The organism is Acetobacter pomorum (assembly GCF_002738225.1).
GTDB lineage: Bacteria > Pseudomonadota > Alphaproteobacteria > Acetobacterales > Acetobacteraceae > Acetobacter > Acetobacter pomorum.
Genome location: NZ_PEBQ01000062.1, coordinates 1 through 8027 on the forward strand (window position 1 = coordinate 1; position 8027 = coordinate 8027).

8 protein-coding genes are annotated in these 8027 nt (G+C 52.1%); 5 read left to right on the forward strand and 3 right to left on the reverse strand.

Annotated features, from left to right (window positions below):
- From CSR02_RS04130 to CSR02_RS04145, 4 genes are all read left to right on the forward strand, one after another.
- Positions 1-1569: type I restriction enzyme subunit R domain-containing protein (locus CSR02_RS04130; RefSeq protein ID WP_408736570.1), on the forward strand; the 1569-nt coding region annotated here is incomplete at its 5' end.
- Between the two features lie 2 nt (positions 1570-1571).
- Entirely contained in the window at positions 1572-2309 is a 738-nt protein-coding gene (locus tag CSR02_RS04135) for a M48 family metallopeptidase (protein WP_099540666.1), read from the forward strand.
- Positions 2310-2702: 393 nt separating this feature from the next.
- Complete coding sequence (locus tag CSR02_RS04140; RefSeq protein WP_099540667.1) at positions 2703-3539, forward strand: hypothetical protein; 837 nt, start codon at positions 2703-2705, stop codon at positions 3537-3539.
- Positions 3540-3937: 398 nt separating this feature from the next.
- A complete protein-coding gene (locus tag CSR02_RS04145; RefSeq protein ID WP_099540668.1) occupies positions 3938-4849 on the forward strand; it encodes a hypothetical protein in 912 nt (303 codons plus the stop codon).
- Between the two features lie 310 nt (positions 4850-5159).
- Here CSR02_RS04145 and CSR02_RS04150 read toward each other — a convergent pair whose 3' ends face one another.
- The gene (locus tag CSR02_RS04150) at positions 5160-5819 is read right to left on the reverse strand and encodes an Abi-alpha family protein (RefSeq protein WP_099540669.1); all 660 of its coding nucleotides are present in this window, start codon (positions 5817-5819) and stop codon (positions 5160-5162) included.
- Positions 5820-6540: 721 nt separating this feature from the next.
- On the opposite strand from CSR02_RS04150, the gene CSR02_RS04155 reads away from it, so the two are divergent.
- On the forward strand, positions 6541-6819 hold the full coding sequence (locus tag CSR02_RS04155; RefSeq protein ID WP_099540670.1) for a hypothetical protein: 279 nt from the start codon (positions 6541-6543) through the stop codon (positions 6817-6819).
- A gap of 428 nt (positions 6820-7247) precedes the next feature.
- On the opposite strand, the gene CSR02_RS04160 is transcribed toward CSR02_RS04155, so the two are convergent.
- Together CSR02_RS04160 and CSR02_RS16805 are read right to left on the reverse strand one after the other, a co-directional pair.
- Entirely contained in the window at positions 7248-7766 is a 519-nt protein-coding gene (locus tag CSR02_RS04160; protein ID WP_099540671.1) for a hypothetical protein, read from the reverse strand.
- Positions 7745-8027: hypothetical protein (locus tag CSR02_RS16805; RefSeq protein ID WP_208616801.1), on the reverse strand; the 283-nt coding region annotated here is incomplete at its 5' end. The genes CSR02_RS16805 and CSR02_RS04160, both read right to left, overlap by 22 nt.

Below are 8027 nucleotides of genomic sequence, written 5' to 3' on the forward strand. Positions count from 1 at the left end.
TTTGACAACAATATCGACAAGGACCTCAAGGGCATGCTGGCCTGTGACAGCAAGCTCTCCGCCATCCGCTACAAACGATATCTGGACGAGGTGGGTCTGTTCGAGAGCGCCATCGTCATGAGCCCGCCCGATACGCGCGAAGGCCATACGGAAGTGGATGAGCGCAAGCAGCCCGAAATCCAGACCTGGTGGAAGGAGAATGTCGGCAGCCAGAGTGAGGAAGACTACACGCGAAATGTGATTGACCGCTTTGAGAACGATCCCAATCTCAAGCTCATCATCGTGGTCGACAAGCTGCTGACCGGCTTTGACGAACCGAAGAACGCGGTGCTCTATATCGACAAGCCCCTCAAGCAGCACAATCTGCTCCAGGCCATTGCCCGCGTGAACCGCCTGCATGACCAGAAGAAGCACGGGCTGCTGATTGACTATCGCGGCATTCTGGCAGAGCTGGACACCACACTGGCCAAATATGATGAACTGGCGGCCGAGAATGTCGGCGGGTATGACCCGAAGGATATTGCCGGCCTCTATAGCCAGATGAGCACGGAATACCGTGAACTCCCTGCCCTGCACAAAGCCCTGTGGGCCATCTTTGATGGGGTGAAGAACAAAAGTGACATCCAGCAACTTCGTGCCGTGCTCATGCCGCGCATGGTGGAAGAGCACGGCCAGATGGTGGATGTGAACCTCAAGCGCCGGGATGATTTCTATGAGGCGCTGACAAAGTTTGCCGCCTGCCTGAAGGTGGCACTGCAATCCGTGGCGTTCTTTGAAGACACCAGCTTTACGGAAAAGGACCGCGCCACCTACAAGGAAACACTGAAGCAGCTGACCAGTCTGCGGCAAATGGTGCTGCAGGATACGGGTGAAAAAGTCGATTTTGACCAGTATGCCGAGCAGGTGAAGAAGCTGCTGGACCGGCATGTGGCAGGCGTGAAGGTGCATGAATCCGAAGGGCTCTATGCAGTCGGCAAGATGGGCCAGAAGCCGGACGACAACGAGCCAGAGAGCTGGAGCGAAGAAAAGACCCGTAATGAGACCGATCTGATCCGCACCCGTGTGACGAAGATGATCGACCACGAGATGCAGGATGATCCGTATGCCAAGGAAGCCTTCTCGGCCCTGCTGCGCAAGGTGATCGCGGAAGCGGAGAGTCTGTTTGATCATCCGCTCAAGCAGTTCATGCTGTTCCAGGAATTTGAGGAACGGGTGGCCAACCGCAAGCTGGAGAACATCCCGACTGTTTTTGACGGACACCGCCATGCGCAGGCCTATTATGGCGTGTTCCTCAAAACACTCGCTGCCATCTTCAACCATAAGCAGACGGACGAGGAGAAACAGCGCTGGATTGATCTGGCGTTCAAGATCGACACAATCGTGGACAAGGCCGTGCGGGAAAATTCGCTCAGCCGCCCGGATATGGAAAGGGCGGTCAGGAAGGAACTGCTGCCCCTTCTGTTCAGCACGGGCCAGAAAGCGGGCTTTGGCGTGGACAAGGCGCAGGAGATCATCGAACAGGTTATCCAGATCATGCGGGCTGGTCCTGCTGATACAGTGCGTGGCTGAGCATGAGCGGCAAGGAGCACCGCATTCTGACCTATGGGGGTGAACAGATCCGGGTGGAACTGCTGCCCCGTGCTCGCCCCGGCACGACCCTGCGCATCAAGGTGCATCCTGACCTGACTGTGCAGGTGGTCGTGCCCGAGGACACAATAGAGACGGATCTGGACAGGGCATTAAAACAGAAAACCCGCTGGATCTGGCAGAAACTACGTGACTTCCGGGCGGTGCAGGAACATGCCACGCCGCGTGCGTATGTCAGCGGGGAAAGCCACTTCTATCTGGGGCGGCGGCATCTGCTGAAAGTTCAGCATCAGCCTGATGCGCCAGAGACGGTGCGGATGTTGCGCGGAAGGCTGGAAGTGTCCGTGCAGGAACGCAACGCCTTGCGGATTCAGAAGCTGCTGGAACTCTGGTATTTTGCGCGGGCGCAGGACGTGTTTCGGACACGTCTGGACGCGCTGCTGCCGTCAGCACTCTGGGTCACCACACCCCCTGCCCTGAAGCTTCAGGTGATGCAGACGCAGTGGGGCAACTGCTCAGCGGGTGGGACCATCACGTTGAACCCGCATCTGGTCAAAGCTCCGCGTGACTGCATTGATTACGTCATCCTGCATGAACTGTGCCATCTGAAGGAGCATAATCATGGACCTGCCTTCTGGGCTCTTCTGGCACGCGTCATGCCGGACTGGGAGCGGCATAAGGCCAAGCTGGATGGGATGGCAGAAATGATGTTGCAAAATTAGTGCTATAAATTGTCGGTAATGGGGGGAGAGCAGAAGGTCGGCTATTGGATAGAGGATTAGACAAGCTGCCATTCGTGGCGGCTATGCTCCCATCTATTCCTTCCTGCGCAAAAATCCTCTTCCTGAAAGCTGCCATCAAAATAGATTGCACTTTCGGCGCGCCGAGCAGGGCCTCTGATACAACGGTTTGACAGGTCGCAAACTGCGACTATTCTTTAAAAAGAATGAGCCGCGTTACGCAGGGGAGTATTAGGTGCCGATAGCTGTAGAACGCACCAAAGAAAATCTATGTGGTGCGCAGGCCTGCGCCACTTACGCTTCGGCATGGGTACTGCTGGATCAAACTCATATCCACGACTATGATGTCGGTGGCAGGTTCAACAGCGTCGGCCGATGATCGTATCACAGCAGTTTCGTCTGTTAAACCAAGAAGGCCATCTTGCAAGCCGAGCCTTTCTAACGGGCTTCCAAGAAATGGCATCAATTGATTACGATCGCCCCGGCACTGTTTATTCTACACTGTTCCAGCTTTCTATAGCGCTAGAGCGGCTGATGAAGATTGTCATCATTTTAGATCATATGGCACAGCACAATTTTAGCACTCCAACAGATAAAGACCTTCGTAGACTCGGACACTCACTCATCGAGCTATACATGGCGACCGAGAAAATTGGTCGTCGCGTGGGCGTGCTCCAAGGCTGGTTTCAAACACCTGCCATCCAAACTGAAATACTCAGCACGCTATCTGAATTTGCCAGAGGTGCTAGGTATTTCAATATCGATCAGTTGGTGAACGGTGCCAATAATATTGACCCTTTGACGCGTTGGTTTGGCGTTCACATGAAACTTGCGAAGGCCTCGCTGAGCTACAAGAGGAAAGAAAGTATCATGGCCCGTTCCCGCGCCCACTGTGAGGCATTTGGACTTTTTGGGTGGGAAATGGGACCAAAAGGTCAATATGATCTCACGGTCGATGTCACGTATGAGCTTGAGGTAGCTAGAGTGACCAGAGGGCACGTCGTCTGGAGCGTGATCGAAATTTTAAAACCAATGTACCTCGTTATGGGGACGCTTGAAGATGCGTTGCATAGGGCAGAGCTTGCAAAAGGTATAACTCCCCCTGTGGTACCTCATATGACTGAATTCTTTCCGTTCGGTATGACTGACCGCTCAACGGCGATCCGCCGCAAGCAATGGACATCGCTTTTCCATATAGGGGGCAGGGTCTGAGTTAGGAAGATTCCTGGAGAAGAACCTTATGCGGGTAGCGAGGGGGTAAAGCGGAAAAACACGACTATTGAACCGTTTTTCAGTGGATAATCGACGCAGAATGCTAGCAATCCCTGCAGCCCGGCTCCGAACCGGATTTTCTCCTCTCGGCCACGTCGCGTGAAGCCATGTGCCGATAATGTCCGTTATTGGATGGACATTATCTTACTCGAAAGGACCGAATAGAGGGCGAAAGCTGTAAGTCCGCTTTGCACACGGCAAGCGGACAGGCTGCTGACGCCTCATAATGGTCATACAGGCAGTTGAAAGAGTTTGCCGAAAGCCGACATTGCTAAGCGAACCGAAATAGACCAAGCTTGAGACATTATTGCTCGCATTCAAAAGGTAGGCTTATTTTTATGGATACAGTTTCAATCCCAACGCGATCCCTAAGCCTTGATCTTCAAGGGATGGCTGCGATCTTCGGTGAAAAATCCAAGGTATATGGGCTTATCGTAAACGATATCGCGCCCGATCTCGTCAAGGACAGTTATAGTTTTGAGGACCTAGATGAGTTTAAGTTCAACGCGTGCGATGCAGGAACTGGCAGAGATTATGCAGGACGCATTTATTGGACGGAAATGCTATACCGTGCGCACATGGCATCGGTCGCAGCGATCTTCAGGACGACCCGATGGATCGAGGTGGCGATCCGTGAGCACGAGGCAGGAAGCCTATATGGTTGCGCTTCAGCCTGTCGAAGTCTGATCGAGTCAGCAGGGGACATCGGCTTTAGTTTGGCCCCGGTGTCTCACACGCTTGCAAGCATCAAGGACAAGGTAAAAGCAGAGATTACCGGCCGGGCCTCAGGGCCATTGCTGATTTCGGCGGAACTCGAAGATTCTCTGATACATTTTACGCATGCTCGCAAGGTGGCGAAGACCGAAGACTTACCGGCTAGCCACAAAGCCATGCAATCGTTCAAATATATAGATTATGTGGATCAAATGAAAATACCGGGAGTAAAGGATCTCTACGCCCGGTTATGCGAGATCGTTCACCCGGCTGCTGAATCCGTATCGGTGACTTTCGTTCCAAAAGGTGATACCTGGATCGTCGATCCTCTCAACGAAAACGCTGTCTTGCAGAATTTGTTAGCCAAAGCACAGGACACCCTCTTAGGCGTGGTGATGGCTTCATACAATGCGCCACTACTGATCCTGAAGACACTTCACTCTTTCGATCTATTCACGAAGATATCAAGTCTACGCAAATATCGTTTCGACGATATACCCGCGGCGAAAAAAGTCGATGCTTTATTGCGTTCGTGATGTCGAGGGTGCAGATACATATCCGAGACCATCAAGGCTCCCGCCTTCCCGCCGTGTTGCGAGCAGATGGCTGCTTTTCGTCACCTCTATCCTGATAGTTGGCGGTCTGGTTCTCCCCCCCCCGATCTGCCTGTCTGCTCAGCAATATTAGAGCAGACAGGCAGCAGTCGCCTCATCTCGGTCGTTTAATATTCTGTCTCAACGCACCTAAAGTAGACATAAAATTGATAGGTCGTTCTCTTACTTGCGGCCCGGCATGCTGTGACCCATGTCGAGAACGAAGTGAGGGAATAGTGCTTATTGCTAATACCTACTTCTTGGGGGGCTGGGTTAGCGTATAGATGAGCAAGCCCTTACTGGTCGCGGCGAGTCGTGCGCTGCTCCGAAAGGGCAATGTGAGCGCAACATTGTCGACCCCCTTACCGTATGTTGCACACCCCAATTCGAACAAATGAGCTCGTGCTTCATCAACAATGAGATCATAGTTTTCGAAGTTTATGCCATGTTTCTTTACAGTTTCACGTATCTCGTCAGGCGCTAAACCTTTGGGATCCATGCTATCTGTTAAAATATCCAAAACCAAAGCGTCCATAGGCTCCATTTGCTTAACGGTGCTTATCGCTTTTTGAGTAATCATTGCGTTTGGATCAGTAAGCAAGCGAGCCATGAGCCCTGCCCACAACTTTTGAAGTTCAGGACGATCCTCTTCCATCGCTGCTTCAACGATAGATTTTGCGGTCACAGCAGAAACATTTTCAAGTATTTCTTTATGTTCAATCATGCTGCGAACGAGTTCTGTTTGTCGCTCTAGGTTGGCCTTGCGTCTGCGGAATACGATTGGGTCTATCGCTACTGCCCTCATAGCCTCATACATAGCCTGATAGAGACCGGGAACCCCCTTGACAATCGCGGCAAGAGCTTTTGCTGAATGTTCTACATTTTCAGGGGTGAGTAATGACAAATCATGCATAAATACCTCCTTGCAGGAAAATGAGCACGAAAGGGCTCGAATAGTCCTATCCTTATTTTTCGATGAATTGCTTTGGAATTGACAGAAAGGGCCGCTCCTCTGCATTCCTATCTCGAAGCAAGTTATTGTTAAACGCTCTCACTTCAGACAAACGGTCTGGTCTTTGAGCGTCCGCAAATCAAACAAGAACGCTCCCTCGGCAACGTCTACAAGCACATCACGACGACGCCAATCGACCTTCGGACTTCCTCCGCTCCAGACGCAGACCACCGCCAGCAAATCCTCGCTGCACGATTCTCGTTTATAGCCGGGCAACCCTAACCTCGCCAAGCCCCGCCGAGGCGCTCATGATCATGCAGACGTGCGTTTCGCGGACCTAAAGCGTTTCCAGCACCAGCTCACCAACAATGGAAAACACGCCAAGATCGCGATCACAGCGATCACACGAAAGCTCGTAGCCCTCGCAGCCGCGTCGCTCAGAAACGATAGCTTATGGGCACCAAAAGACGCTTGATCGCGACGAATACTCGAACAGGCCGTGCATCACGGGTCGTTCCCGCCATTATTCAAGATAATGCAGAAAAAATTTCTGGCGATTTCAATTGAAATCGACTGATGGGAATGACTAAAGCTGATTGGGGGCTGAATCATTCAGCCTTGGACTAGTTTGTCGAAATAGTAGACGCATCAGACTGCAACTTTTGACGAAGGAGCCATCGTTATGTCCATTCGCGGTGCATGGAATCGGTCAGGTAATACCAACCGCATTTTTGATATGTGGGAAAACGGCGAAGGAATGGGGGTAAATCAGATCGCTGGCGTATTCCGCGATGAGGGAATGCCCATCACTGTTGGCTATATCCGTGAGGTCATCAAGAATGATGACATCATGACGGGTAAAGCGCTTCCCAAGACGAAAGTGACGAAGGCCAAACGTGACCATAAAAGCCAACAGAACCCGGGCTTTGATGATGGTGGAATGGTACCTTCCCCTAGCTAAGCCAGGCAAATTGTGTTTGGTTTCGGGGCTCGCTTGGGCAGTAGAAAAACTTCGGATGGCTGGCAGTACGAAGCCAGCCATTCGTTACGCAGACCCGTAGGTTGTCTCAGCTGGCTATGTCCATTTGTGAGAACGCTGATTGAGCAGTTTTTTTAACCGATATTGAGCACCGTGTCATCGAAGCTACACGAACACCATATGTCTGTTTTCTCATATTTCTTGCCCAATAGCCGACCTTCCGTTTACCCCCCATTCTACCCTTTGCACGAAATATTTCCATGGGAAGGTCCTTACCCGTCTATTGAGTTCTCCTTGGTTCATCATGGAAAGGGGTAACTGGTACTGAAGCGGTATCCGGCGGCTTCACAGATGGAAGCCGCCGGCATGTTGAAGGCTGATTTCCCTCTTTCTCATCCTGAGAAAGAGGATTATCTGTTTTTGATTTTCACCCAGAAGCGTTCTGTTGCTGAGCGCCGTGGCTCCCATCCAGCTTCCTTGAGCCTGAGAGGTAATTCCTTTTCGACGGTGTCTGGAACGGCCTTCAGGATTTCGGCGATTGTTGTCCGATCTCGCCCCGCAAGATAGGTGTTGAGACTCATAGCTGGTGCTGGTGCAGAGCGCGAAGGCATCGGGATTTCCTCAATCCGGATGCCTTCCTCTTCCTCAAGATACTCTGCCACTCTGTGTAACCCAAGAAATTTCACCCCGGCCAACCGATCTTCGGCATAGAAGCCTGATCCTGCCGCATCGGCAAACATGTCCCAAAGCCTCTCTACCAGCGACTGCGGAAGATGCTGGAGCATGGAGAGCCGGTTGATCGGCTCCCACCGGAGAAGTTCGTCCGGCTCCCCTACGATCACTTCGATCCTGTCTGTGGCGACATTGAACCGGATCCGGCCCTTCATGCGGGAACGGATTTCCTCGCTCATTTCCTGATCTTCATACATTGATCTGGTTCCTTCGATGAGTATTGAAAACGATCGGAGAAACCGGTTGAGGTGGCCCTGTTGGCCATGGCGATACGTAGACGCGCGTGATCGCTCGGCCCTCTTTTGAGGATCGAGACGCGTGTAACTGTCTGATGCACCAGTATTTCATGGCGATCAGCAGTCGATTTGTAGGGAATTATGATGGAAGTGGTTGCGGGGGCAGGATTTGAACCTGCGGCCTTCAGGTTATGAGCCTGACGAGCTACCGGGCTGCTCCAC